Genomic DNA, 23358 nt, shown 5'->3' with positions numbered 1-23358 from the left:
ACCATGTTTAACCACCTCGGCGACGTCGCGTTCAGACTATGCGCTATCCTATAATGGTCACGTGTTGGTCGCAAACGACGGCGGCATGTCGCGGGAAACTCTGCCAAGAATCCGTCAGCTGATAATTGGGAACGAGCGTCATGAGCGACGAAGCAAGCCTGACTTTGAACGAAGCGCAGAGCGCTGCGGCGACGGGCGAACGGCGGCGGCGAGCCGGAGGTCGAGGTGCCGAACGCAGCCGCAAGACGAGCGGCACGAAGTATCTCAACCTCGTCAACAATCTCGCCCGCACCGAACTTCTGTCGCCGGAAGCGCTTGACGATATTCACGAGGCATCGCTGACCATCCTCGAAGAAATCGGCATGGACATTATCCTGCCCGAGGCGCGTGAACGCATGAAGGCGGCCGGCGCCGATGTCACCCCCGGCAAGGAACGCGTGCGCTTCGATCGCAGCATGATCATGGAGCTGATCGCTTCGATCCCCTCGACGTTCACCCTGCACGCGCGCAATCCGCTGCGCAATGTTCAGATCGGCGGGCGCAATCTCGTCTTCGCGCAGGTTGCCTCGGCTCCCTTCGTTGCCGACCGGGAAGGCGGCAGGAGAGCCGGCAATCAGGAGGATTTTCGCAAGCTCATCAAGCTCGCCCAGTCGTTCGACATCATCCATATGACCGGCGGCTATCCGGTGGAGCCGATCGATATCCATGCCTCGGTGCGCCATCTCGACTGCCTCTCCGACATCGTGAAGCTCACCGACAAGGCCTTTCATTGCTATTCGCTCGGCAAGCAGCGCAATCTCGACGCGATCGAGATCGCCCGCATCGGCCGCGGCATCAGCATGGAGCAGATGGAGCGCGAACCCTCGCTCTTCACCATCATCAACTCCTCCTCGCCGCTTCGTCTCGACGGGCCGATGCTGCAGGGCATCATCGAAATGTCGTCGCGTGGTCAGGTGGTGGTGGTCACGCCGTTCACGCTGGCGGGCGCCATGGCGCCGGTAACGATCGCAGGCGCGCTGGTGCAACAGAATGCCGAGGCGCTCTGCGGCCTCGCCTTCACCCAGATGGTGCGCAAGGGCGCACCGGTCATGTATGGCGGCTTCACCTCGAATGTCGACATGAAGACGGGTGCGCCCGCCTTCGGCACGCCGGAATACATGAAGGCGGTCATCGCAGGCGGCCAGCTCGCCCGTCGCTACGGCATCCCCTACCGCACCTCCAACACGAATGCTTCGAATACGCTCGACGCCCAGGCCGCCTACGAATCGGCACTGTCGCTCTGGGCACTGACCCAGGGCGGCGGCAATTTCGTGCTGCACGCGGCCGGCTGGAGTGAAGGTGGTCTCACCGCCTCCTTCGAAAAATTCATTCTCGATGTCGACATGCTGCAGATGGTCGCGGAATTCCTGACGCCGCTCGATGTCAGCGCCGATGCCTTGGCGCTCGATGCCGTCCGCGATGTCGGCCCCGGCGGCCATTATTTCGGCACGGCACACACGCTCGCCCGCTATGAAACGGCCTTCTACTCACCAATCCTGTCGGACTGGCGAAACAATGAAACCTGGGCGGAAGCCGGAAGACCCACAACTTACGATCACGCCAACCGCGTCTATAAGGAAACGCTGGCGCATTATGAACGCCCGCCCATCGATCCGGCAATCGAGGAAGAGCTCGACGCCTTTGTTGCCAAGCGCAAGGAAGAAGGCGGAGTACCTACCGATTTCTAGTTGAAAATCAAAAGGTTTCCCGCGTTTCATCATGAACGAAATTTAATGTCGCGATCCTCTTTTTGGCCGCGACTTCGCCCCCTTTCGCACGCACCTTCAAACTCGGCTTCGGCTGGGAGGCCTGTGTTTTTGGGAAAGGGATGTCAATGTCTGTGCTTCGCACATTAACAACGGCCGGTTTGATCGCGCTGACGCTTGGCAGCGCCGCGGCCGTAACCACCACCACTGCCAGCGCCTCAGATCGCGGCGCCTTCTTCGGCGGTCTCGCCGCGGGTGTCGTCGGCGGCGCCCTGGTCGCCGGAGCCATGCGGCCGGCTTACCCGGCCTATTATCCTGCATACCCCGCCTATCCGGCCTATTATGCCGGACCAGCCTATGAACGCGTTTATGTGCGCCCCTATCCCAGCTGCTACTGGGCATGGCGCCACGATGGCTGGGGCCGGCCCTATCGTGTCGAGGTCTGCCGCTGAAGCCGACAGCAATTCCAGGAAAACTGCGTAGCTGTCTTCCGTGCGGAATTGTGTAAACAAAAGGATAGAGCGTTTTCGCGAATCGAAGAAAAGCGGAAAAGCCACAAGGCGCCGATGGCGTTCCCTATCAGTCGCATCCAATCTCGAATGCCGCCGGATTTCCGGCGGCATTTTCGTCTGTCTGTTGAAAAGCTTTTACCCACACCCCTTGACATTGGCGGCATTTAAGACCAAATGCGCCGCAGCTTTCACCTTCCGGCCGCCGCGTGAGCGTGCCCTGCGGGACAATCTGTACGCAAGAGAAGGACAAAAGCGCTTTTATGAATGAGGCCGCGCCAAGCGCTGCGGCCGGATGCGCTGGAAAGCTATTTCCAACTTACAAGTTCCCACTTCACGCGGGGTTCTTGACGCCAGAGACAGACCGGACCGCATGGTGCGACCCGGCCTATTTGCTTTGGCGCCCCCGAAAGGTATTGAATTGACCGATTTTCACTCGCTTGGTCTCTCCAAGCAGATCGTCGATACGCTGTCGCAGAACAACTTCGCCACGCCGACTCCCATCCAGGCGCAGGCGATCCCGCTCGTTCTCCAGGGCCGCGATCTCATCGGCCTCGCTCAGACCGGCACCGGCAAGACGGCCGCTTTCGGCCTGCCGATCATCGAAATGCTGTTGAAGGAGGCCAAGCGCCCTGACAACCGCACCGTCCGCACACTGATCCTCGCCCCGACCCGCGAACTGGTAAACCAGATCGCCGACAACCTCCGGCTCTTCGTGCGCAAGTCGCCGTTGCGGATCAATCTCGTCGTCGGCGGCGCGTCGATCAACAAGCAGCAGCTTCAGCTCGAGCGCGGCACCGATATCCTCGTCGCAACCCCCGGCCGCCTACTCGATCTCATCAATCGCCGCGCCCTCTCGCTCGGCCATGTCACCCATCTCGTCCTCGACGAAGCCGACCAGATGCTCGATCTCGGCTTCATCCACGATCTCCGCAAGATCGCCAAGCTCGTTCCGGCCAAGCGCCAGACCCTGCTGTTTTCGGCCACCATGCCGAAGGCGATCGCCGATCTCGCTTCCGACTACCTGACCAATCCGGTCAAGGTCGAAGTCTCACCTCCGGGCAAGGCAGCCGACAAGGTGGAGCAGTATGTCCACTTCGTCGCCGGCCAGAACCACAAGACCGAGATCCTCAAGGAAACCATCTCGGCCAACCCGGATGGCCGCGCCATCGTCTTCCTGCGCACCAAGCACGGCGCCGAGAAGCTTATGAAGCATCTCGATCACGTCGGCTTCGCCGCCGCCTCCATCCACGGCAACAAGAGCCAGGGCCAGCGCGAACGCGCGCTCAAGGGCTTCCGTGATGGTGAAGTCCGCGTTCTCGTCGCAACCGACGTCGCCGCCCGCGGCATCGATATCCCCGGCGTTTCGCATGTCTACAACTTCGACCTGCCCGAAGTGCCCGATGCCTATGTTCACCGCATCGGCCGCACCGCGCGCGCCGGCCGCGACGGCATCGCCATCGCCTTCTGCGCTCCGGATGAAATCCGCTTGCTGCGCGACATCGAGCGCCTGATGGGCATCGAGATTGCCGTTGCCAGCGGCGAAGCTCCGGCCGATCGCGGCCGTCCCGTTCGCGGCAAGGGCCGCGGCGGTCAAGGTAACGGCAATGGCGGCCAGGGCAGAGGCCAGAACGGCCAGGGACGCGAACGCGGCGAAGGCCGACCGCAACGTCCGGCCCGTCGCCCGTTCTTCGACAAGGAAGGTGGCGAAGCCCGTGGTCAGATCGGCGAGCGCCAGGAACGCCGCCCGCGTGAAGATCGTCCGCAGCGCGAAAACAACCGCAATGCCGATTTCCGCGGCCAGCGCCGCAACGAGCCGACGCCGCGTGCAGAACCCGACAACGATCTTGTCTCGACCTCGGACTTCCGTCCCGCTCGCAAGCAGCAGCACAGTGGCCAGGCAAACGGCAATGCCGGCGCACATGAGGGCGGCGCCCACCGCGGACAGCGCCATTCTCATGGTCGCCCCGCAGGCCGCCACAACGAAGAGCGCGGCGCCCAGGGCGAACAGCGCAATGGCGGCAACGGCCGCATGAAGCGCCGTGGTCCGGGCAACGGCGGGCAACGCCGCGAACGCGCCTGATGTAATACAGAAGGGGGCCAATCGCCCCCCTTTTTCTTGCGCTATTGCGCCAACCCACGAAGGCCTTTCAGCAAGGCCGGAATATTATCCCAGACATACGCGACCTGACCGACTGCCGTTCCGCCGAGGATGAGCGGCTCCGTCGGCACCGCCCGACCACGCAGGCGCTCGTAGAAGACCCTGTTTGGGTTGTTCTCCAATGCCAGCGCCAGCAATCCCTTATGCCCCGCATCTCCGAGATCTCCCGCCACGCGGGCAAAGAGCATCGAACCGAGCTTGCGGCGCTGATGGGCAGGCAGGAGATAAAGCGCATAGACTTCAGCATCGTGCGAAAAGCCCGGATGGCGGCTTGGCCCTCCGCTCGCAAACCCGACGACCACGCCATTTTCATCTTCCGCCACGTAGTAGACGATGCCGGCGCGACTCAGATAACGGCGATGCCGCCGCACCTGTCGGTCATGGGTCATGCCCTGAAGGAAGTCTTCTGGCAACACCCCGGCAAAGGTCGCCCTCCAGGCGTCGACCACAACATGGGCCATGGCCGGCAAATCGCCTTCAACGGCAAGCCTGATCCCAATCGCCATCGACACCTTCCCGCCTCGCGACCTTTATGTGGAATGTGCCACCCAGATATCGCCATCCGCAAGACGTCGCAGCCTATTCCGGTACCACCTCTGCCGTGCGCCGGTTGGTGAGATAGACGCCGAGCACGACGATGACGGTTCCGATGATGATCGGCAGCGTCAGCGGTTCGCCGAAGGCGATCGCGGCTTCGATGGCGACGGCCGGCGGCATGAGGTAGATCAGCGAGGCGGCGCGCGATACCTGCCCTCGGCGAATGAGATAGAGCAGCAATCCGACGGCACCCATCGACAGGCCGAAGACCGACCAGAGCAACGACAGGATGGCCGTCTGCGTGCCGTCGAAACGTAATCCCTCGAACACGAAGGCCAACGGAACGGTGACGATCAGCGCGCCGACATATTGCAAGGTCGCGATGGTTCTGAGGTCGCCGGTCTGTAGATGCCGCTTCTGGTACAGCGTGCCGTAGGTCACGGAGACCATCGCCAACAGATTGACGATCAAGGGAATGGCAGATTGCCAGAGATTGCCCGTATCGGTCGTCAGGAGCTTCGGCGAGATCGCGATGGCGATACCGAGAAAGCCGAGCAGCAGGCCGATCTTCTGGATCGGCTGCAGCCGTTCGCCGACGAGGAACGGCGCGGCCATGGCGGTCATCAGCGGCTGCAGCGCCGCGATGATGCCGGAAATGCCGGCCGGCACGCCCTCGGCAATCGCCCACCAGAGCCCGGCCAAATAGATGCCGTGCAGGAAAATGCCGGAATAGATGGCGCGAAACGCGCTCGACCAGTCACGCGGCCATTTGGCGCCTACGATCGAACAGAGCAGCACGAAGGCGAGCGCCGACAGGCTGTAACGGATCATCAGGAAGGTGAAGGGCCCCGCGTGCAGCGACGCGTACTTGGCGACAATCCAGCCTGTGGACCAGAGAAAGACGAAGATCGCCGGCGCGAATTTATCGAGGGACATGGGAACGGACCGATATGTGTGTTTGGCGCGCCGGTGCCGGTGTCGGGATCGAGCTCGGAATCTCGCGCAAGGGGGTTGCAGGCTGATAGCCGATGGCCGCGGCACGGTCAAAATCGATCTGCTGAAAACAGCAATCAATTTTTCTTCACCGACACAAGGAGCACCGCGAAAGCTTGGAAAAGCTGATCCACCATCGATCCCTTGGTCTGCGAAAGCAGCAGATGCTCAAATTTTGATCCGAGCGGAAGGACGCGACAGGGCAAGTAGAGACTATGCCATCATTAAATGACTGCAAATCCGGCATTTTTCGCCAAGGCGAAATTCGTAAGGGCAACTGCGCATAGTTCTTGCATTGTCAAAACTGTTGTATTCAAATGGTAAAAAAATACGGGGACCGCACCTTTGGCATTTGATGAAATGATAACTGCGGATGAAAATCCGCGCGCGCCTTACGAGAAATACTTCGAGTGGTACTCAGGCCAGGATAGAGGCCATCTCATTGCCAAATCCCGCGATGCGGAAACGATCTTCCGAAAAACGGGCATCACCTTCGCGGTCTACGGACACGCAGACTCCTCCGAAAAGCTCATTCCCTTCGACATCATCCCCCGCATCATATCAGGCCGCGAATGGCGCAAGCTCGCCCAGGGCATCGAACAGCGGGTCATTGCCCTCAACGCCTTCCTCGACGACATCTATCACAAGCAGGAAATCATTCGCGCCGGCCGCGTCCCGCGCGAGTTGATTGAGAAGAACGACGCCTTCCTGCCTGAAATGATCGGCTTTCGCCCGCCCGGCGGCGTCTACACCCACATCGTCGGCACCGATATCGTGCGTACCGGCGAAGACCAATTCTACGTGCTGGAGGATAATGCCCGCACGCCGTCCGGTGTCAGCTACATGCTGGAAAACCGCGAAACGATGATGCAGATGTTCCCGGAGCTGTTTCACCAGAACAAGGTGCAGCGCGTCGAGGACTATCCGCTGCTGCTGCGCCAGAGCCTGGCATCGCTTGCCCCTCCCGGCTGCAAGGGCAAGCCGCGCGTCGCAGTCCTCACTCCGGGTATCTACAACTCAGCCTACTACGAACACTCCTTCCTCGCCGACATGATGGGCGTGGAGCTGGTCGAAGGCTCAGATCTGCGCGTCATCGACGGCAAGGTAAAGATGCGCACGACGCGCGGCTACGAGGCGATCGACGTGCTCTATCGCCGCGTCGACGACGATTTCCTCGATCCCCTCACCTTCCGCCCGGATTCCGCGCTCGGCATTCCCGGCATCATGGACGTCTACCGCGCCGGCAATATCACCATCGCCAACGCACCCGGCACCGGCATTTCCGACGACAAGGCGATCTATTCCTACATGCCCGAGATCGTCGAATTCTACACTGGCCGCAAGCCGATCCTTGAAAACGTGCCGACATGGCGCTGTTCCGAGCCGGATAGCCTCAAATATGTGCTCGATAACCTTGCCGATCTCGTCGTCAAGGAAGTCCATGGCTCCGGCGGTTACGGCATGCTGGTGGGACCGACGGCGACGAAGAAGGAGCGGACGGCTTTTGCCGAAAAGCTCAAGAGCAAGCCGAACAACTACATCGCGCAGCCAACCCTTTCGCTCTCGACCGTGCCGATCCTGGTCAACAAGGGGATTGCCCCGCGGCATGTCGATCTGCGACCCTATGTCCTCGTCTCCGACAAGGTGCGGATCATCCCCGGCGGGCTGACCCGCGTGGCGCTGAAGGAAGGCTCGCTGGTGGTCAACTCCAGTCAGGGCGGCGGCACCAAAGACACCTGGGTTCTGGAGGACTGATCGGACATGCTGGGAAGAACCGCGAATGGCCTCTACTGGATGTTCCGTTACATCGAGCGCGCCGAAAACATAGCCCGCCTTGTCGATGCCGGCCAGCGCATGTCGCTGACGCGCAGCGACGCTGCCGATGACGACTGGGACGGCGTGCTGCAGAGCGCCGGCGTGCGCGAAGCCTATGGCGAAGTGCATGACAAGATGACGGGCGCCGATGCGATCGACTACCTGATGCGCGATCGCTCCAATCCATCGAGCGTCATGTCCTGCATCGAATATGGCCGCAACAATGCCCGCATGGTGCGCACGGCACTGACCCGGGATACCTGGGAAGCCACCAACGAATGTTGGATCGAGCTGAAGTCGCTGCTCGGCAAGAAGCTGAAAACCGCCGAGCTGCCCGAGACGATCGATGTCATCAAGCAGCGCGCCGGACTGATCCGCGGCGCCTTCCACGGTTCGATGCTGCGCAACGAGCTCTATAATTTCGCCCGTATCGGCACCTTCATCGAACGGGCCGACAATACGGCCCGCATCCTCGACGTCAAATATTACGTGCTGCTGCCATCCGTCTCGCATGTCGGCTCCTCGCTCGACAATGCGCAGTGGGAATCGATCCTGCGCTCGGTGTCGGCGCACCGGGCCTATAAATGGGCCTACGACCCCGAATACACGCCGGCCAATATTGCCGACTTTTTGATCCTCAACGGCCAGATGCCGCGATCGCTTGCCTATTGCTACGACAAGATCGTCAGCAACATGGGCTATCTCGGTGCCGAATACGAAAGGCGGCTGCCAGCGCACGAAACAGCCGAAGCCATCCGCCAGTCGCTGCAGAAACTGACGATCAAGCGCATCATGGACCAAGGCCTGCATGAGTTCCTTGAGGATTTCGTCGCCCGTAACAACCAACTGGGCGCCGAGATCTCCGATGGCTATCGGTTCTACGAATAGGCGGGCGATATCATGAGACTGACGATCAGCCATATTACCGAATACCGCTACGACGACCCCGCTCAGTTCTCCCTGCAGCGGCTACACCTGACGCCGCTGACCGGCGTCGGGCAGACCGTCACCGACTGGAAACTGACCGTCGAAGGTGCCAAGCCCGAAGTGGAGTATGACGACCAGTTCGGCAATCGCGCCACGCTCGTTTCCCTCGATGGACAGCAGGATAAGACGAGGATCATCGCCTCTGGCGAAGTTGAAACCCAGGATCTCAACGGCGTCATCGGGCTGCATCAGGGCTTCAGCCCGCTCTGGCTCTACCTGCGGGAATCACCGCGCACCAAGGCCGGCAAGCTGACCAAGGAGCTGTTGCGCAGCCTCTCCGGCGACAACGAACTCGGCAAGATGCACGCGCTGATGAAGGCAATCCACGAAACCGTGGAATACAAGCCGGGCACCAGCAATACCGAAACCACGGCGGAGCAGGCTCTGGAGGCGAAAAGCGGTGTCTGCCAGGACCACGCCCATATCTTCCTCGCAGGCGCTCGCGCATTGCGCATCCCCGCCCGCTATGTCTCAGGCTATCTGATGATGGAAGGCAAGAACGAGCAGGCCGCCACGCATGCCTGGGCCGAAGCGCATATTCCCGGCCTCGGCTGGGTCGGCTTCGACCCGGCCAATGACGTCTGCCCCGATGCCCGCTATGTCCGCATCGCGACGGGCCTCTGCTATCGCGACGCAGCCCCGGTCTCCGGCATGCGGATCGGCACCCCCGGCGAGACCCTGACCGTCAAAGTCACCGTGGCAAGCCAGGGGCAGAGTCAAAGCCAAAGTCAGAGCCAGTAGACGCAAGCGCTGCTCAACAAAAGACGTCGGCGTTGCTCCCTCGCCGTCCTCGAGAATCGCGCGACTGCAAAGTCAAAACGAGACGCGACGGCGATGGAGCAGGCCAAAATATTGGCCTCATCTGCAAACAGCAATCTCCAACTATCCCACCATCGGCAGTTTGCATGGACCGCACGAGAAGGCTCGCGACCAAGCGCGAGACCGCTAGCGCCTTCTTTTTCACTTCGTCGCTCATAGGAAGCCTCCTCCTGATCGATCTTCTCCTAAATTCACATACGCGGCGTATATTAATTTGACATACGGTGCGTATCTGCATTATTAACATACGCGCCGTATATAAATTAGACGGCAAAGAGATAGCGCTCCGCTTGTCGGAAGCGATTTAACGACCAGGAAGAAAGATCAAAAATGACCCAGCGCGAAGCAATCTTTCCCGCAAACAGGCATGCACTTTATGAGGAACACGGCTATTCGGCCGCCATTCGATCCGGCGATCTTCTGTTCGTTTCCGGACAGGTCGGCAGCCGCTCCGATGGAACGCCGGAGGCCGATTTCGAACAGCAGGTCCGCCTGGCCTTTGAAAACCTCAAAGCGACGCTTCAGGCAGCCGGCTGCACATTCGGTGACATCGTGGATGTGACGACCTTTCACACCGATCCCGAGAAGCAATTCGGAGCCATCATGGCCGTCAAGCAGCAGATCTTCAGCGAGAAGCCTTATCCGAACTGGACCGCGATCGGCGTCAATTGGCTCGCTGGCTTCGATTTCGAGATCAAGGTCATCGCCCGCATCCCTTCCCAAGCGTGATTCCTTGCCGCGAAGATCCCCGTCTCCGCAGGAAATCAGCGATCTCGAAACCGCGCGATCGATCTGTGGCAAGGGATATTCCGGAATGCAAAAAGGGGTGGGGCTTTCGCTCCACCCCTTTCAATTCAAATCGTCAGCTTAGTGGCTGTCGCGGTTGTTCGGGATTTCCGAGCCGCGCGGGCCGACCAGGAAGTCGAGGTCGGCGCCGGTGTCGGCCTGCATGACCGACTTCACGTAGAGACCGCCATAGCCACCGTTGAGCGGCTTGACCGGGGAAACCCAGGCGGCGCGGCGCTTTGCCAGTTCCTCGTCCGACACTTCGAGCTGAATGGTGCGGGCGGGAACGTCGACGGCGATGATATCGCCGTTCTGGACCAACGCCAGCGGGCCGCCATCGGCGGCTTCAGGTGCGGTGTGCAGAATGACGGTGCCATAGGCTGTGCCGGACATGCGCGCATCGGAAATGCGGATCATGTCGGTGATGCCCTTCTTCAGCACCTTCGGCGGCAGACCCATATTGCCGACTTCGGCCATGCCCGGATAACCCTTCGGGCCGCAATATTTCAACACCATGACGCAGTTCTCGTCGATGTCGAGATCGTCGCGGTTGATGCGGGCGTGGTAATCCTCGATGCTTTCGAAGACGACGGCGCGGCCCTTGTGCTGCATCAGATGCGGCGACGCGGCCGACGGCTTCAAGACAGCGCCCTTCGGAGCGAGATTGCCGCGCAGAACGGCAATGCCGCCCGACTGCGTCAGCGCCTTCTCACGCGGCACGATGACGTCGTCATTGTAGTTGACGACATCCTTGACGCCGGCCCAGATGCTTTCGCCCGTCACGGTGATCGCATCCTTGTGCAGCAGGCCCATTTCGCCGACCGCCTTGATGACGACAGGCAGGCCGCCGGCATAGTAGAACTCTTCCATCAGGTGCTTGCCCGATGGCTGTAAGTTAACGATCGTCGGGACTTCGCGGCCGAGACGATCCCAATCGTCGAGCGACAGATCGACACCGATGCGACCCGCCAGCGCCAGTAGGTGCAGGACGGCATTGGTCGAACCGCCGACGGCGCCGTTGACGCGGATGGCGTTCTCAAAGGCTTCCTTGGTCAGGATATCCGAAGGCTTCAGGTCTTCCTTGACCATGTCGACGATGCGGCGGCCTGACAGTTGCGAGATGACACGACGGCGCGCATCGACCGCCGGGATGGCGGCATTGCCTGGTAGCGTCATGCCGAGGGCTTCGGCCATCGACGCCATCGTCGAGGCCGTACCCATGGTCATACAGCTGCCGGCCGAGCGGGCCATGCCCTGCTCCGCATCCATGAATTCATCCAGCGACATCTCGCCGGACTTCACCATTTCCGAGAACTGCCAGATCGCCGTGCCGGAGCCGACATCCTTGCCACGCCACTTGCCGTTCAGCATCGGGCCGCCGGAAACGAGAATGACCGGGATATCGACGGAGGCAGCCCCCATCAGCAGGCTCGGCGTGGTCTTGTCGCAGCCGCCGAGCAGCACGACGCCATCGACCGGATTGCCGCGGATCGCCTCTTCCACATCCATGGCAGCGAGATTGCGGAACATCATGGCCGTCGGGCGCAGCGTGCTTTCGCCGACCGAGAAGACCGGGAATTCGACAGGAAAGCCGCCGGCTTCGTAAACGCCGCGCTTCACGCGCTCGGCAAGATCGCGCAGATGCGCGTTGCAGGGCGTCAGCTCCGACCAGGTGTTACAGATGCCGATGATCGGACGGCCGTCGAACGTATCGGCCGGCAGGCCCTGGTTCTTCATCCAGGAGCGGTGCATGATCGCGTTCTTGCCGGTGCCGCCGAACCAATCGTAGGAACGCAGCTTGCGCGGCCATTCAGCTTTCTTTTTCATAGTCTCAGTACCTTTTGCGCCACCCGGGCCGCCTCGTTCGCGCCCGGGCCTTGAAATCGATGGTCAGGCCAGCGTGTAGGCGGTCTTGACCGTGGTGAAGAACTCGGCGGCATATTTGCCCTGCTCGCGCGGGCCGAAGGACGAACCCTTGCGGCCGCCGAACGGCACGTGGAAGTCGACGCCTGCCGTCGGCAGGTTGACCATCACCATGCCCGCTTCCGCGTTGCGCTTGAAATGCGTCGCATGCTTGAGGCTGGTCGTGGCAATGCCGGAGGACAGGCCGAACGGCGTGTCGTTGGCGACAGCGAGCGCTTCGTCGTAATCCCTAACGCGGATAACGGCAGCAACCGGCCCGAAGATCTCTTCGCGGCTGATGCGCATCTGGTTCGTCGCCTCGGTGAAGAGCGTCGGCTGCAGGTAGAAGCCGGGCGTGTCGCGGTTGACGAGCTCGCCGCCGAAGGCAAGCTTGGCGCCTTCCTGCCGGCCGATCTCGATATAATCAGTATCCGTCTTCAGCTGCTTGGCATCGACGACGGGGCCGATATGGGTGCCCGACTTCATGGCGTTGTCGACGTTGAGCGTCTTTAGTCTCTCTGTCAGCGCCGCCACGAACTTGTCGTGAATGCCTTCGGTCACGATCAGGCGCGACGAGGCCGTGCAGCGCTGGCCGGTCGAGAAGAAGGCGGAATTGGCGGCGGCTTCGACGGCTACGGTCAGATCGGCATCGTCAAGCACGACCATGGGGTTCTTGCCGCCCATTTCGAGCTGGCACTTGCGGCCATGCTCGACGGAGGACAACGCCACGCGCTTGCCGGTCCCGACCGAACCGGTGAAAGTGATGCCCGAAAGAACCGAGCTGTCGAGCATGGCCTGGCCGACGACAGAACCCTTGCCCATGACGAGGTTCAACACGCCCTTCGGCAGGCCGGCGCGATTGAGGATATCGACAATCGCCCAGGAGCAGCCGGGCACCAGATCGGCCGGCTTGAAGACGATGGTGTTGCCGTAGCAGAGCGCCGGCGCGATCTTCCACGCTGGGATGGCGATCGGGAAGTTCCAGGGCGTGATGATGCCGATGACGCCGAGCGGCTCGCGGGTGATCTCGACGCCGATGTTCGGGCGCACGGACGGCAATATCTCGCCCGCCAGGCGCAGCGCCTCGCCGGCAAAAAATTCGAAGATCTGCGCCGCACGGATCGTCTCGCCGATCGCCTCCGGCAACGTCTTGCCCTCCTCGCGGGCGAGCAGCGCGCCGAGTTCGTCCTTGCGGGCCAAGATTTCCTCGCCCGCCTTCTTCAGGATCGTATGGCGCTCCAGAATGCCGGAGCGCGACCAGGTCGGAAAGGCGGCCTTCGCCGCTGCGATCGCATCCGCGACATCCTGTGTGCTCGCGCTCGCATAGAGGCCGACGACCTCGTTCGTATCCGACGGATTGATGTTTTCGCTGCCGTTCGCTCCGGTCCACTCGCCGGCGATCAAATTCTGATGAATGGTCATGGCGTCATGCCTTCCTGGATCGTGTTGGAAACGCCCGGCCTATCCCTATGGCCGGGCTTGACGAATTACAGCTGGCGAACAGCCACTTCCTCTTCGGCGGCAACCGCCAATGGATTGCGCAGCGGCAGGCCGAATTCGGCGACTTCGATCTCGAACACGTCGCCCGTCTCCGGCTTGATACCCTCGGCAAACGAGAGCGTTGCCGTGCCGAACATGTGGACATGCACATCGCCGGGAACGCGGAAGATGCCGTACTTGAAGTGGTGATATTCGAGGTTCGCGAAAGTATGCGACATGTTCGCCTCTCCCGACAGGAACGGCTTTTCGAAGATCACCTTGTCGCCGCGCTTGATGCGGGACGTGCCGCGAATATCATCAGGCGCCGCGCCGATACGGATCTCAGGACCGAAGCTTGCCGGGCGCAGCTTGGAATGGGCGAGATAGAGATAGTTGATCCGCTCGGTGACGTGATCAGAAAATTCGTTCGACAGCGCAAAGCCGATGCGGAATGGCGTGCCGTCCTTGGCAATCACATAGATGCCGGCCATCTCAGGCTCTTCGCCGCCATCAAGCGCGAAGGACGGAGACACAAGCGCGGCACCGGGGGCAGCAGCGCCATAGCCGTTGCCCTTGTAGAACCACTCGGGCTGAACACCCTTCTCGCCCGCCTTCGGCTTGCCGCCCTCGATGCCCATCTTGAACATCTTCATGGAGTCGGTCAGCGTCTCCTCAGCGGCTTCCGTCGTCTTCTTGTGCATGGAATCGCGCGTGGCGGCTGAGCCGAGATGCGTGAGGCCCGTGCCGGTCAGATGCAGGTGCGCGGCGTCCGGATGCGTGATCGGCGACAGGAAGCGACCTTCGGCATGGGCCTTGTCGAGATCAACAGCTTCGCCGAGACCATGTGCCTCGATGACCGATGCGAGCGACTTGCCGCTGTCGGCGGCTTCCATCGCAAGCTTGTAGACGCTGCCGCCGTTGACGACGGCCTTGGCAGTTTCGGCAGGCCCGTTGCGGACGGCAACGACGATCTCGCCGTTCGAACCCTTGATCTGCGAGATGAGCATGTCTTTTATCCTTTCCTATCGGACAGAGAACGGATGCAGTTTACCGCTCCGGCTCTCAGCGAGAGCCGGACTCTGTCATGGATTTGGTTTTAAAAGCCTCGGCCGGTCGCTAAAGCGATCAGCCCTTGTTCTTGTTGTAGACGTCGATGAACACGGCGGCGAGCAAGACGGCACCCTTGATCATCTTCTGGGAGTCCGTCTGATAGCCGAGGATCGACATGCCCTGGTTCAGCACGCCCATGATCAAGGCGCCGATGACTGCACCCGTCACCTTGCCGACGCCGCCGGAAGCGGACGCGCCGCCGATGAAGCAGGCCGCGATCACGTCAAGCTCGAGACCGTCGCCGCCCTTGGCGGTTGCCGAGTTCAGGCGCGTGGCGATGATGATACCGGCGATGCTCGCCAGGATGCCCATGTTGATGAAGGTGTAGAACGTCAGGCGGCGAGTATCGATGCCCGAAAGCTTCGTCGCCTTTTCGTTGCCGCCCATGGCGTAGATACGACGACCGATCGTGGTGCGCTGGGTGGCGAAAGCGTAGAGCGCGATCAGCGCCAGCATGAGGATCAGAACGTTCGGCAGACCTCTGTAGGAAGAAATCTGGTAGCCGATAAAGATGGTCGCGGCCGCAACCACCAGATTTTGGCCGATGAAGAAGCTAAATGGCTCGACATCGATGCCGTGCTTCTCGTTCACGCTGCGGCGGCGCCATGAGAGAAAGAACATGACGATGGGGATGGCGACGGTCAGCAAGATCGACGTCGAATGAATACCGCCCATGTCGGCGAAATCCGGAATGAAGCCGGTGGCGACGATCTGGAATGCCGGCGGGAACGGGCCGATACTGCTGCCGTTGCCTGTCGTGTTGATGATGGCATAGGTCAGGCCGCGGAAGACCAGCATGCCCGACAGCGTCACGATGAAGGAGGGAATGCGGTGATAGGCGATGAAATAGCCATGCCAGGCACCGACCGCGGCGCCCATCAGGAGACAAATCACCGTCGCGAGCGCCAGGTTCATGTGCATCTGCACGACGAGCACACCAGCGACCGCCCCGACGAATCCGACGACCGAACCGACGGACAGATCGATATGGCCGGCGACAATGACCAGCAGCATGCCAAGCGCCATGATGACGATGAACGAGTTCTGCAGCACGATGTTGGTCAGGTTCTGCGGCCTGAAGAGAACACCGTTCGTCAAATACTGAAACAGCAACATGATGACGACGAGCGCGATCAACATGCCGTATTCGCGGATGTTGTTGCGGATATGGTCGCCGATGGAAACGACGTTGCTGCTTTCCGTGGCTGGGTTGGCCGAACTCATTGATGCTTCTCCCCTGAGCGCATGATAGCGCGCATGATGCTCTCCTGGCTTGCCTCCGCCTTCGGCAGTTCAGCGACGATACGCCCTTCGTTCATGACGTAGATGCGGTCGCAGGTGCCGAGAAGCTCGGGCATTTCCGACGAAATCATCAGAACGCCCTTTCCGTCGGCAGCAAGCTGGTTGATGATGGAATAGATTTCGTATTTGGCGCCGACGTCGATGCCGCGCGTCGGCTCGTCGAGGATCAGCACCTCCGGGTCCGAGAACAGCCATTTCGACAGCACGACCTTCTGCTGGTTGCCGCCGGAAAGGTTGCCCGCTTCCTGGAAGACACCGGCCGAACGGATGCGGAGCTTGGCGCGATAGTTCGTCGCCACCTGTAGTTCGCGGACGTCGTCGATGACAGTCGCCCTGGAAACGCCCAGCAAATTGGCAAGCGTGGTATTGTGCAGGATGCTGTTCGACAGAACCAGACCGAGCTGCTTGCGGTCTTCCGTCACATAGGCAAGGCCGGCATCGATCGCCTTGCGCACCGTGCTGGTATCGACCGGCTTGCCGTCGAGAAAGACCTCGCCGCTGATCTTGTGACCATAGGATTTGCCGAAGACGCTCATGGCGAATTCGGTGCGGCCCGCGCCCATCAGGCCGGCAATGCCGACCACTTCGCCCTTGCGTACATGGACGTTGATATCGTGCAGGACCTGACGATCGCGGTGCTGCTGGTGGAAGGCGTTCCAGTTCTTCACTTCGAAGATCGTTTCGCCGATCGGCACGGAGCGCGGCGGATAGCGGTCGGCGAGTTCGCGGCCGACCATGTTGCGAATGATGATGTCTTCGCTGATCTCTTCCTCGTGACAGTTCAGCGTCTTCACGGTCATGCCGTCGCGCAACACGGTGATCTCGTCGGCCACCTTGCGCACTTCGTTGAGCTTGTGCGTGATGATGATCGAGGTAATGCCCTGATTGCGGAACTCGATGAGGAGATTGAGAAGCGCGTCGGAGTCGCTTTCGTTCAGCGATGCCGTCGGCTCGTCGAGGATGAGCAGCTTGACGCTCTTCGACAGGGCCTTGGCGATCTCGACGAGCTGCTGCTTGCCGACGCCGATGTCGGTCACGAGCGTATTCGGAGATTCCTTGAGGCCAACCTTGGAAAGAAGCTGTTTGGTTCGGCTGAAGGTTTCCTGCCAATTGATCATGCCCTTGGCGACGACTTCATTGCCCAGGAAAATGTTTTCGGCGATCGACAGAAGCGGCACGAGCGCCAGCTCCTGATGGATGATGATGATGCCGATATCCTCGGAATCCCTGATCGTCTTGAACTGACGAACCCCGCCGTCGTAGTAGATGTCGCCTTCATAGGTGCCGGCCGGATAAACGCCTGAAAGCACCTTCATCAGGGTGGATTTGCCGGCGCCGTTTTCGCCGACCAAAGCATGGATCTCGCCCTGACGGACCTTCAGATTGACATTTTCCAAGGCGTTCACACCGGGGAACGACTTGGTGATGTTCCGCATTTCGAGAATGGTATTGTCCATTGTCCAAATCCAACGCCGCGACTGAACATAGCAGACCGCGCGATCGTCTTAAATATGAAAGCCAGGGCTCGCATTTCGGCGAGCCCTGACCGATCTATCGAAAAATTACTTCAGCTGGTCAGCCTTGTAGTAGCCGCCTTCTACGAGGATCTTCTCGTAGTTGCTCTTGTCGACTGCGACCGGGGTCAGCAGGTAGGACGGGATGACCTTGACGCCGTTGTCGTAGGTCTTGGTGTCGTTGACTTCAGGCGTCTTGCCTTCCATCAGCGCGTTGACCATGTCGACGGTGACCTTGGCGAGGTCACGGGTGTCCTTGAAGATCGTCGAGTGCTGCTCACCCGCGATGATGGACTTGACCGACGGAATTTCGGAGTCCTGGCCGGTGACGACCGGAAGCTTCACGCCGCCGGAACCGTAGCCGACGCCCTTGAGCGCGGAGAGAATGCCGATCGACAGACCGTCATAAGGAGACAGAACGGCATCGACATGAGAGTCGGTGTAGTAAGCCGACAGCAGGTTGTCCATGCGAGCCTGGGCCGTTGCCGGGTCCCAACGCAGCGTGCCGACCTTGTCCATGCCCATCTGGCCGGACTTCACGACCAGCTTGCCGCTGTCGATGTAAGGCTTCAGGACCGACATGGCGCCGTCATAGAAGAAGAAGGCGTTGTTGTCGTCCGGGGAACCGCCGAACAGCTCGATGTTGAACGGACCCTTGCCATCCTTGAGGCCGAGAGCGTCGACGATCGAGGTTGCCTGCAGAACGCCGACCTTGAAGTTGTCGAACGTGGCGTAGTAGTCGACGTTGCCGCTGTTGCGGATCAGACGGTCATAGGCGATAACCTTGATGCCGGCATCATGGGCCTTCTGCAGAACGTCGGACAGCGTGGTGCCGTCGATCGAAGCGATGACGAGAACCTTGTCGCCCTTGGTGACCATGTTTTCGATCTGCGACAGCTGGTTCGGAATGTCGTCGTCGCCATACTGCAGATCGGTGCCGTAACCGGCGGCCTGGAGCTGCTTGACGATGTTGTTGCCGTCGTCGATCCAGCGAGCCGAAGCCTTGGTCGGCATGGCGATGCCTACCGTGCCCTTGTCCGCCGCGAAGGCAGGTACCACCAGCGTAGCGACGCTAAACGCAGCGCCGGCCATCAATGAGATAATGGATTTCATTACTCTCTCCCTTGTTGATAATGCGGCGGACAAAAAATGCCCGCCCGAAACTGCGGCAGGTTCCGTAGAAGGAATGAATTACTTCTAATTGTGAGAAACGAAGTAGGTCTCCTCCACGCTCTCACGGTTTATGAGCTGTACCCAGCGCACGATCGGCAAACTCGTACGATTTCGTATAACTGTCAAATAGAATAACTGGCTAAACATATACCAAGTTTGGTATAATGTTAAAAAATAGTACTTTTTTGCGAATGAAGGGGAAATTTGGCCGCTATGGAGAAAATATATAACGATTATGTCAGCGATGGCATCGAGATTCATTCTGACAGCTTTCGCGATGATACGCTGCTGAAAGCGGGCCTGAAGCTCAATCATCTGCGCATGATCGTCACGATCGAAGATCACGGGCAAATTTCCGCTGCCGCCGAGTCCATGAACATGTCACAACCTGCGGCTTCACGCATGCTCTCAGAAATGGAATCGATTGTCAAAAGCCCGCTTTACGAGCGCGTGGCCCGCGGCGTCGTGCTCACCCCTTTCGGCCTCGCCTTGGCCAAACGGGCGCGCAAGATCCTGCTGGAACTGCGCGAGGCAGGCCGCGAGCTTGGCGCGCTGCGAACCGGCAAGGGAGGCGCGGTGTTTCTGGGCGCGGTGACAGCGCCGGCGATCAGCCTCGTCGTCCCCGCCATTCAGCGGGTTACCCGCACCTATCCCGGCATCGAGATCAATATCGAGGTCGAAAACAGCAATGTGCTGGCACGCGAGCTTCTGGCCGCCCGCCACGATTTCATCATCAGCCGCATTCCCGACGATCTCGATCCGCGCCTGTTCATGGCGCATGAGATCGGCGTCGAAAAGGCCTGCCTTGTCGTCCGCAACGGTCATCCGCTACTCAAAAAGGGGGTGGCCAGCATGCAGGATCTCGTTGGCTACGACTGGGTCTTCCAGCCACCGGGAACGCTGTTGCGTCGTAAAGTGGAGGACATATTCCTCGCGGCCGGCGTACCGTTGCCGGAAAATGTCGTCAACACCTCTTCCCTGCTGCTGACGCTTGCCGTGGTCTGCAAGACGGATGCGATCGCGCCGATTGCGCTCGACATGGCGCAATTCATCTGCGGGCAATCCTCCCAGGCGGGCGAATCCAGCATCCTGCCGATCGATTTCGATATCGACGTCAGGCCCTATAGCCTGATCACGGCGCGTGAACGTGCCATGCCGCCGAGCGCCCGGCTGCTGCACGACATGATCCTGGAAGAGAGCCGGAATCTCTCGCTGACATAGGGCCGGAGCCGGACTGCCATAAGCCCCGCGCCAACTTCTACGCCTATAAAGCATGGCGTGGAGACCACGCATGCTGTTCAAGCAATCATTGTTTCAATCCGTCCTCGACCGCCTCGACAGCGAAGAGGATACATCGGAAGAGGAAGAGGCGGCGCACCGCATCCGCGGCCTGAACGTCAGCTTTGCCGCAACGGTGCTCGGCGGCGAGACGCCGGAAGCGCATCGGCCCGACGAAGCCTATCGCGATAATCTCGGCGATCCGATCATTACGCCGGAACCGCAACCCGCGCCGCAAGAGCCGGAGCCGCCTGTTATGCCCGAGCATCTCAGCCGAATATCACGGGAAGAGGTTGCAGCCGAGCTCGCGATCACCTCCGACCTCACGCGCGAAGCCCTGCAGGAAAAGCGTCGCAGCTTCGCCAAGGCCAATCATCCAGACAGTGTCGCTGCCCTCTTCCGCGAGCAGGCGACGGCGCGCATGACACTTGCCAACCAGCTGATCGATGAAGCCATACGCCGCCTAAAGCGGTGATTACTTCTTGTCGTCCGCCGGTTCGTCATCCTCGACAGCCTCATCCTGCGCGGGCGCAGGATTGGTCGCTTCGGGCGGCTGCGGCTTGAAGTTCAGAAGCAGCATCCAGGCGGCATAGGCGCCGAGCGCGCCCGACAGCATGGCCCAAAATGGCTGCGAGCCAAGCGTTTCGACCCCCGCCCAGCCAAAGCAGACGGCCACGATAAGGATACGCACCCAAAGCGGCTTGTACATGGGATGGCTGGGATCGATCAGTTGCATGGGTCTCTTTTGCCTGTTCCAGAAGACATGTCTTTAGCGCATCATCGGGAAAATTGTGAAGTCGTCGCTATAAAATAAGGTTTCGCGGGCGGATTTCGGCTAAAGCATCTCGCGCAAAAGTGCGCAGCGGTTTTGCGAGAACGACATGCGCAAAATCAAGAGCTTAAAGCGAGAGGAGCGAATCTTAGAGATCGCGACACGCTTTAAGCCGGCATCCAACCGGAATTTTCAGAATTGTGAAGTCGTGGCGGCTTGACGCCGCTAGCGGAAAATGGAATGAAAATTCCATAGAGATTGATATTCGGTTCATTTGTTCCGAATCCAGGGAGGTAGAAATGACTGTCAGATTTGGTCTGCTCGGTGCCGGACGCATCGGCAAGGTGCATGCAAAGGCCGTCAGCGGCGATGCCAACGCCAAGCTCGTCGCCGTCGCGGATGCGTTCCCCGCGGCCGCGGAAGCAATCTCCGCCGCCTATGGCTGCGACGTGCGCACCATCGAGGCGATCGAAGCCGCCAAGGACATCGATGCCGTCGTCATCTGCACGCCGACCGATACCCATGCCGATCTTATCGAGCGCTTCTCCCGCGCCGGCAAGGCCGTCTTCTGCGAAAAGCCCGTCGATCTCGACCTCGCCCGCGTGAAAGCCTGCATCAAGGTCGTGGATGAGACCAAGGGCAAGCTGATGGTTGGCTTCAACCGCCGCTTCGACCCGCATTTCATGGCCGTGAAGAAGGCCATCGACGAAGGCCGCATCGGCACCGTCGAAATGGTGACAATCACCTCGCGCGATCCGGGCGCCCCTCCCGTCGATTACATCAAGCGCTCCGGCGGCATCTTCCGCGACATGACCATCCATGATTTCGACATGGCGCGCTTCCTGCTCGGCGAAGAGCCTGTCGCCGTAACTGCGACAGCCGCCGTCCTTGTCGACAAGGCGATCGGTGAAGCCGGCGATTACGACAGCGTCTCCGTCATCCTCCAGACGGCATCGGGCAAGCAGGCGATCATCTCCAACTCGCGCCGCGCCACCTATGGCTACGATCAGCGCATCGAAATCCATGGCTCCAAGGGCCTGGTGTCAGCCGAAAACCAGCGCCCCTTCTCCATCGAAGTCGCCAATGGGGACGGCTACACCCGTCCGCCGCTGCATGATTTCTTCATGACGCGCTACACCGAAGCCTATGCCAACGAGATCGCAAGCTTCATCGCCGCCGTCGAAAAGGGCGCCACCATCACGCCATCGGGCGCCGACGGCCTGGCCGCGCTGAAGTTGGCCGATGCCGCCCTGCAGTCCGTCAAGGAAGGCCGCCTCGTAAAGGTCGACTAAGCGATCCCCAATTCCGACAAGGAATACAGTCCTCCCAAAAAATCCGCCGCGAATTGCTTCGCGGCGGATTTTTTGCAATCGGAATGTGCTGCAATCCGGGTGCGATTTCAGACATCCGCAACCTCACCCTGCTGCCAGCGATTCCATTTCCTTACTGGCATCCATTCATACGCCGACCTGCACCACAAGCTTGCCGAACGTCGTGCCTGCCTCGATCAATCGATGGGCCTCGACGATATCCTCGAAGTCGAAGACACGCGCAGGCTTGGCCTTGTAGGCCCCTTGCTCGACATGTCGGACGATCTTTTGAAATGGAATTTCTGAAAGCGGAAATTCAGGCCCGCCAAGCACCAGCGCACTTGCGAATACGCTGAGTTTCCGCCCGCTTGGAATCTGGAAAACCGGTTCCAGCGCCAGAGGTCCGCCGCCGCCGAGAAAGCCGACCTGACAAACCTCGCCGCCGCGTTTCAGCGCCGCCAGCGAGTCCAGGATCGTCCTGTTGCCGATAATGTCGAGCACTGCATCAACGCCGTCCGGATGCTTCGAACGCACCCGATGCGAAAGACCCTCCCCTTCGAGGAAAACCTCGTCGACACCAAGAGCCTCAAGATAGGCGAAGCGATCCTGCTGCCGGGTCGTGCCGAGAACATGCAGCCCGAGATGATGCGCGATGTTCACAGCCGCCTGTCCGAGTGCAGACGTTGCGCCCCGCACAAGCAGGCTCTGTCCTGGCGAAATATGCAGGATCGTCATCAGCGCACTCCATGCCGTGGCGTAGGATTCAGGCAGTGCGGCAAGCTCGGCCCATGAAAGTTCGGTATCAAACGTCACGACATTGCTGCGCGGCGCGGCTACGAGTTCCGCGTAGCTTCCGTTCAGGTCTCGCCCGAGGCCACCCACGAGGGCGATCACCTTCTGGCCAACCCGAAACTGATTTCGGGGATCATGGCGCACGAGGCCGACGCATTCGATGCCGGTGATTTCGGCGACGTCGCCCCAGGCTCCCGAGCGAAAGTAGATCTCGGCATGATTGAGGCCAAATGCCTTCACCTCTATCAACACCTGGTCGAGGTTCGGCACCGGATCTGGCCGGTCTGCGACCTTCAGGACGTCCGGACCACCATGGGAACTGATAAGGATCGCGCGCATGATCTTGCTCCAAAGCTTGCGTTTCGCGGTACTGC

Annotated in this window: 20 protein-coding genes; 10 read left to right on the top strand and 10 right to left on the bottom strand. The window is 60.4% G+C overall.

All coding sequences use genetic code 11. The features are described 5' to 3' along the window. Window positions 1-140 precede the first annotated feature (140 nt). From BJ928_RS18240 to BJ928_RS18230, 3 genes are all read left to right on the top strand, one after another. Window positions 141-1727, top strand: coding sequence for a trimethylamine methyltransferase family protein (locus BJ928_RS18240; protein WP_047632278.1), 1587 nt, complete (start codon window positions 141-143; stop codon window positions 1725-1727). Window positions 1728-1873: 146 nt separating this feature from the next. Further along, window positions 1874-2197, top strand: a complete 324-nt coding sequence (locus BJ928_RS18235) for a hypothetical protein (RefSeq protein ID WP_047632281.1) — start codon at window positions 1874-1876, stop codon at window positions 2195-2197. A gap of 430 nt (window positions 2198-2627) precedes the next feature. Further along, window positions 2628-4337 carry a DEAD/DEAH box helicase gene (locus BJ928_RS18230; protein WP_052227737.1) on the top strand — a complete coding sequence of 570 codons (1710 nt, stop codon included), beginning with the start codon at window positions 2628-2630 and terminating at the stop codon, window positions 4335-4337. 41 nt (window positions 4338-4378) lie between these two features. Here the strand turns inward: BJ928_RS18230 and BJ928_RS18225 are convergent, their stop codons facing one another. Together BJ928_RS18225 and BJ928_RS18220 are read right to left on the bottom strand one after the other, a co-directional pair. Continuing rightward, window positions 4379-4921 (bottom strand): GNAT family N-acetyltransferase, encoded by a 543-nt coding sequence (locus BJ928_RS18225; protein ID WP_047632285.1) that lies wholly within the window; start codon window positions 4919-4921, stop codon window positions 4379-4381. Window positions 4922-4994: 73 nt separating this feature from the next. Further along, window positions 4995-5888, bottom strand: a complete 894-nt coding sequence (locus tag BJ928_RS18220; protein WP_047632287.1) for a DMT family transporter — start codon at window positions 5886-5888, stop codon at window positions 4995-4997. A gap of 402 nt (window positions 5889-6290) precedes the next feature. Here BJ928_RS18220 and BJ928_RS18215 point away from each other — a divergent pair, with 402 nt between their 5' ends. The 4 genes from BJ928_RS18215 (at window position 6291) to BJ928_RS18200 (ending at window position 10295) form a co-directional block, all read left to right on the top strand. Beyond that, on the top strand, window positions 6291-7700 hold the full coding sequence (locus BJ928_RS18215; RefSeq protein ID WP_047632289.1) for a circularly permuted type 2 ATP-grasp protein: 1410 nt from the start codon (window positions 6291-6293) through the stop codon (window positions 7698-7700). A 6-nt stretch (window positions 7701-7706) separates the two neighbouring features. Then, on the top strand, window positions 7707-8648 hold the full coding sequence (locus BJ928_RS18210; protein WP_047632294.1) for an alpha-E domain-containing protein: 942 nt from the start codon (window positions 7707-7709) through the stop codon (window positions 8646-8648). 12 nt (window positions 8649-8660) lie between these two features. Further along, window positions 8661-9488: a transglutaminase family protein gene (locus BJ928_RS18205; protein WP_047632296.1), complete on the top strand. Its 828-nt coding sequence runs from the start codon at window positions 8661-8663 to the stop codon at window positions 9486-9488. Between the two features lie 408 nt (window positions 9489-9896). After that, the gene (locus tag BJ928_RS18200; RefSeq protein ID WP_047632297.1) at window positions 9897-10295 is read left to right on the top strand and encodes a RidA family protein; all 399 of its coding nucleotides are present in this window, start codon (window positions 9897-9899) and stop codon (window positions 10293-10295) included. Window positions 10296-10433: 138 nt separating this feature from the next. Here BJ928_RS18200 and araD read toward each other — a convergent pair whose 3' ends face one another. The 6 genes from araD to chvE form a co-directional block, all read right to left on the bottom strand. Beyond that, window positions 10434-12179, bottom strand: a complete 1746-nt coding sequence (gene araD / locus BJ928_RS18195; RefSeq protein WP_047632298.1) for an L-arabinonate dehydratase — start codon at window positions 12177-12179, stop codon at window positions 10434-10436. Between the two features lie 63 nt (window positions 12180-12242). Beyond that, complete coding sequence (locus BJ928_RS18190) at window positions 12243-13676, bottom strand: aldehyde dehydrogenase family protein (RefSeq protein WP_047632299.1); 1434 nt, start codon at window positions 13674-13676, stop codon at window positions 12243-12245. Window positions 13677-13741: 65 nt separating this feature from the next. Beyond that, window positions 13742-14740 carry an AraD1 family protein gene (gene araD1, locus BJ928_RS18185; protein WP_047632300.1) on the bottom strand — a complete coding sequence of 333 codons (999 nt, stop codon included), beginning with the start codon at window positions 14738-14740 and terminating at the stop codon, window positions 13742-13744. A gap of 118 nt (window positions 14741-14858) precedes the next feature. After that, complete coding sequence (gene mmsB, locus BJ928_RS18180; protein WP_047632301.1) at window positions 14859-16067, bottom strand: multiple monosaccharide ABC transporter permease; 1209 nt, start codon at window positions 16065-16067, stop codon at window positions 14859-14861. After that, on the bottom strand, window positions 16064-17602 hold the full coding sequence (gene mmsA / locus BJ928_RS18175; RefSeq protein WP_047632302.1) for a multiple monosaccharide ABC transporter ATP-binding protein: 1539 nt from the start codon (window positions 17600-17602) through the stop codon (window positions 16064-16066). Before mmsA ends, mmsB begins: the two co-directional genes overlap by 4 nt. A 105-nt stretch (window positions 17603-17707) precedes the next feature. Next, window positions 17708-18772: a multiple monosaccharide ABC transporter substrate-binding protein gene (gene chvE / locus BJ928_RS18170; protein ID WP_047632303.1), complete on the bottom strand. Its 1065-nt coding sequence runs from the start codon at window positions 18770-18772 to the stop codon at window positions 17708-17710. 273 nt (window positions 18773-19045) lie between these two features. Here chvE and BJ928_RS18165 point away from each other — a divergent pair, with 273 nt between their 5' ends. After that, on the top strand, window positions 19046-20053 hold the full coding sequence (locus BJ928_RS18165; protein ID WP_047632305.1) for a LysR family transcriptional regulator: 1008 nt from the start codon (window positions 19046-19048) through the stop codon (window positions 20051-20053). Window positions 20054-20123: 70 nt separating this feature from the next. Then, on the top strand, window positions 20124-20585 hold the full coding sequence (locus tag BJ928_RS18160) for a hypothetical protein (RefSeq protein WP_047632306.1): 462 nt from the start codon (window positions 20124-20126) through the stop codon (window positions 20583-20585). Here the strand turns inward: BJ928_RS18160 and BJ928_RS18155 are convergent, their stop codons facing one another. Next, complete coding sequence (locus BJ928_RS18155) at window positions 20586-20846, bottom strand: hypothetical protein (protein ID WP_047632308.1); 261 nt, start codon at window positions 20844-20846, stop codon at window positions 20586-20588. It abuts the gene before it with no gap. A 335-nt stretch (window positions 20847-21181) separates the two neighbouring features. Here BJ928_RS18155 and iolG point away from each other — a divergent pair, with 335 nt between their 5' ends. Continuing rightward, window positions 21182-22174, top strand: a complete 993-nt coding sequence (gene iolG, locus BJ928_RS18150; RefSeq protein WP_047632310.1) for an inositol 2-dehydrogenase — start codon at window positions 21182-21184, stop codon at window positions 22172-22174. Between the two features lie 165 nt (window positions 22175-22339). On the opposite strand, the gene BJ928_RS18145 is transcribed toward iolG, so the two are convergent. Next, window positions 22340-23323, bottom strand: a complete 984-nt coding sequence (locus BJ928_RS18145) for a zinc-binding dehydrogenase (protein WP_047632311.1) — start codon at window positions 23321-23323, stop codon at window positions 22340-22342. Window positions 23324-23358: the final 35 nt, after the last annotated feature.

This window comes from Rhizobium sp. WW_1, from assembly GCF_003610155.1.
Classification (GTDB): domain Bacteria; phylum Pseudomonadota; class Alphaproteobacteria; order Rhizobiales; family Rhizobiaceae; genus Rhizobium; species Rhizobium tropici_A.
The sequence above is the reverse complement of the archived record's forward strand: the minus strand, read 5'-3'. Positions and strand labels throughout refer to the sequence as shown.

What these genes read in the sequence shown, in the direction of transcription:
- BJ928_RS18160 (WP_047632306.1), top strand. Translation starts at nt 20,124, where the DNA reads ATGCTGTTCAAGCAATCATTGTTTCAATCCGTCCTCGACCGCCTCGAC.
- chvE (WP_047632303.1), bottom strand. Translation starts at nt 18,772, where the DNA reads ATGAAATCCATTATCTCATTGATGGCCGGCGCTGCGTTTAGCGTCGCT.
- BJ928_RS18205 (WP_047632296.1), top strand. Translation starts at nt 8,661, where the DNA reads ATGAGACTGACGATCAGCCATATTACCGAATACCGCTACGACGACCCC.
- araD1 (WP_047632300.1), bottom strand. Translation starts at nt 14,740, where the DNA reads ATGCTCATCTCGCAGATCAAGGGTTCGAACGGCGAGATCGTCGTTGCC.
- iolG (WP_047632310.1), top strand. Translation starts at nt 21,182, where the DNA reads ATGACTGTCAGATTTGGTCTGCTCGGTGCCGGACGCATCGGCAAGGTG.
- BJ928_RS18165 (WP_047632305.1), top strand. Translation starts at nt 19,046, where the DNA reads ATGGAGAAAATATATAACGATTATGTCAGCGATGGCATCGAGATTCAT.
- BJ928_RS18220 (WP_047632287.1), bottom strand. Translation starts at nt 5,888, where the DNA reads ATGTCCCTCGATAAATTCGCGCCGGCGATCTTCGTCTTTCTCTGGTCC.
- araD (WP_047632298.1), bottom strand. Translation starts at nt 12,179, where the DNA reads ATGAAAAAGAAAGCTGAATGGCCGCGCAAGCTGCGTTCCTACGATTGG.
- BJ928_RS18225 (WP_047632285.1), bottom strand. Translation starts at nt 4,921, where the DNA reads ATGGCGATTGGGATCAGGCTTGCCGTTGAAGGCGATTTGCCGGCCATG.
- BJ928_RS18190 (WP_047632299.1), bottom strand. Translation starts at nt 13,676, where the DNA reads ATGACCATTCATCAGAATTTGATCGCCGGCGAGTGGACCGGAGCGAAC.
- BJ928_RS18200 (WP_047632297.1), top strand. Translation starts at nt 9,897, where the DNA reads ATGACCCAGCGCGAAGCAATCTTTCCCGCAAACAGGCATGCACTTTAT.
- BJ928_RS18230 (WP_052227737.1), top strand. Translation starts at nt 2,628, where the DNA reads ATGGTGCGACCCGGCCTATTTGCTTTGGCGCCCCCGAAAGGTATTGAA.
- BJ928_RS18155 (WP_047632308.1), bottom strand. Translation starts at nt 20,846, where the DNA reads ATGCAACTGATCGATCCCAGCCATCCCATGTACAAGCCGCTTTGGGTG.
- mmsA (WP_047632302.1), bottom strand. Translation starts at nt 17,602, where the DNA reads ATGGACAATACCATTCTCGAAATGCGGAACATCACCAAGTCGTTCCCC.
- BJ928_RS18240 (WP_047632278.1), top strand. Translation starts at nt 141, where the DNA reads ATGAGCGACGAAGCAAGCCTGACTTTGAACGAAGCGCAGAGCGCTGCG.
- BJ928_RS18210 (WP_047632294.1), top strand. Translation starts at nt 7,707, where the DNA reads ATGCTGGGAAGAACCGCGAATGGCCTCTACTGGATGTTCCGTTACATC.
- BJ928_RS18235 (WP_047632281.1), top strand. Translation starts at nt 1,874, where the DNA reads ATGTCTGTGCTTCGCACATTAACAACGGCCGGTTTGATCGCGCTGACG.
- mmsB (WP_047632301.1), bottom strand. Translation starts at nt 16,067, where the DNA reads ATGAGTTCGGCCAACCCAGCCACGGAAAGCAGCAACGTCGTTTCCATC.
- BJ928_RS18145 (WP_047632311.1), bottom strand. Translation starts at nt 23,323, where the DNA reads ATGCGCGCGATCCTTATCAGTTCCCATGGTGGTCCGGACGTCCTGAAG.